The 1,492-nt window shown below is 63.6% G+C and carries 3 protein-coding genes; all 3 read left to right on the top strand.

What is annotated here, in order from left to right:
• Positions 1-569, top strand: a 569-nt coding sequence (locus ABD361_RS30275) for a TraM recognition domain-containing protein (protein WP_344440174.1), incomplete at its 5' end; no start/stop codon positions are given.
• A complete protein-coding gene (gene mobC / locus ABD361_RS30270) occupies positions 569-1,300 on the top strand; it encodes a MobC family replication-relaxation protein (RefSeq protein WP_071177728.1) in 732 nt (243 codons plus the stop codon). The genes ABD361_RS30275 and mobC, both read left to right, overlap by 1 nt.
• 6 nt (positions 1,301-1,306) lie before the next feature.
• A partial coding sequence (locus ABD361_RS30265; protein ID WP_344440172.1) for a hypothetical protein occupies positions 1,307-1,492 on the top strand: 186 nt, incomplete at its 3' end.

Raw genomic sequence — 1,492 nt, 5'->3', positions numbered from 1 at the left:
CGAGCATCATGCTCGATGAGATTAAATATCTGCTGTCGAAGTACGTGCTGAACGCGCTGGGGACGCTGCGCAGCCGGGACTGCAACCTGCTGCTCGCGCACCAGTCGCTGGGCGACTTCGGTCAGTGCGGGCAGGATCTGCCCGCTGATTTTGTGAAAACCACGGTACTGGATAACACGCCGATCCGCTGGTTCTATCGCGCGGCCAGCCAGGAGTCCGCGCAGTGGGCGGCGGGCCAGACCGGGGAGATCCGGGTGGACGTGGAGCGCCGCCGGGCCAGCCGGGAGGCGGGGAACGTGGAGCACATCAGCGGCGACAGCTTCATCCAGAAGGAGGCGCGGCCGCTGTTTGACGTGAACACCCTGCAACACCTGCCTGACGGGTTCGCGGTGATGACCGGGCTGGGCGTGGCGCGGCTGGCGTTCAGCAGCCCGCTGCGGGTTGAGCGCCGGGAAATTTCGCTGAAAACCTTCCCGGTGCTGGCGAAAACGGACCCGCTGGCGGAGTACCTGCCTCCGGCCGACGGCGGCGGACCAAAAGCGGATGATGATTTTGCGGGGCTTTACTGATGACACTGGAGCAGTACAACGTCAGCCACGCGAAGCGGCAGGCGCGGAACGCGGAGAAAACACGGCTGACCCTGCGCTGGCTGCGGGAAGAGCTGTGTTCCACGGCGGAGCTGGTTGCGCGACGGCTGGGGATTGCGGCGGTACAGCCGGTTTACCGCTTCCTGGACAGTCTGGTGGCGAAAGGGCTGCTGGTCCGGGCGAAATACCCGGTTGACGGCCGTCAGGTCAGCGTGTGGGGGCTGACGCCGCACGGGGTGGCGTTCTCGTTCGACGAGGACGAGCCGCTGACGGACGTTATTCCGTTTCAGCCGTCAAGGGTGTCGGCGGCGCAGCTGCCGCACCGGCTGGCCGTGCAGTCCCTGCGCCTCTCCATGGAGGGCCGGGGGGCCACCGGCTGGCGGTACCTGCACCGTATGGCCCTGAAAGGGATGAAAGTGCCGGACGCGCTGGCGGAGCTGGACGGCAGAACGGTGGCATTTGAGGTAGAGCGCACCGTCAAGAGCCGCAGGCGGTATCAGGAAGTGGTGTCCGGGTATCTGTTCAACCGCCGGGCGAACGGCATCGATGAAATCTGGTACATCTGCCCTGACCGGCCGACGCTTGTCCGGGTACAGCGGGCGATTCTGGCGGTGGATGAAATCGTGAATCCACAGACCGGCGAGGCCCGCAAAACGGTGGAGCTGGACCGGGAGAGGCTGTTCGCGTGCTTTAAATTTATGACAACGGAGTGAGGGATTATGGCGCTGTACATGGTATTTATTGAGGACGTGGAAGACAAAGACGGCGAGCGCTGCATTATGCCAACCAGCGAGCATCTGGAAGACATGGTGGTGCTCGCCTGGCAGACCGGGGCGTATGTTTTCTGTTTTGTCGACCGGGCCCAGCATCTGGCGATGATGAAATCCATCGGGATGTATGACGAG

Origin of the sequence: Streptomyces luteosporeus, from assembly GCF_039532865.1 — a bacterium.
Taxonomy (GTDB): Bacteria; Actinomycetota; Actinomycetes; order Streptomycetales; family Streptomycetaceae; genus Streptomyces; species Streptomyces luteosporeus.
Note: the sequence above shows the minus strand (reverse complement) of the source record. Positions and strands in the feature narration are given on the sequence as shown.

Bases quoted from the DNA above. Each gene is read 5' to 3' on its own strand.
- mobC (WP_071177728.1), top strand. From the start codon at position 569: ATGACACTGGAGCAGTACAACGTCAGCCACGCGAAGCGGCAGGCGCGG.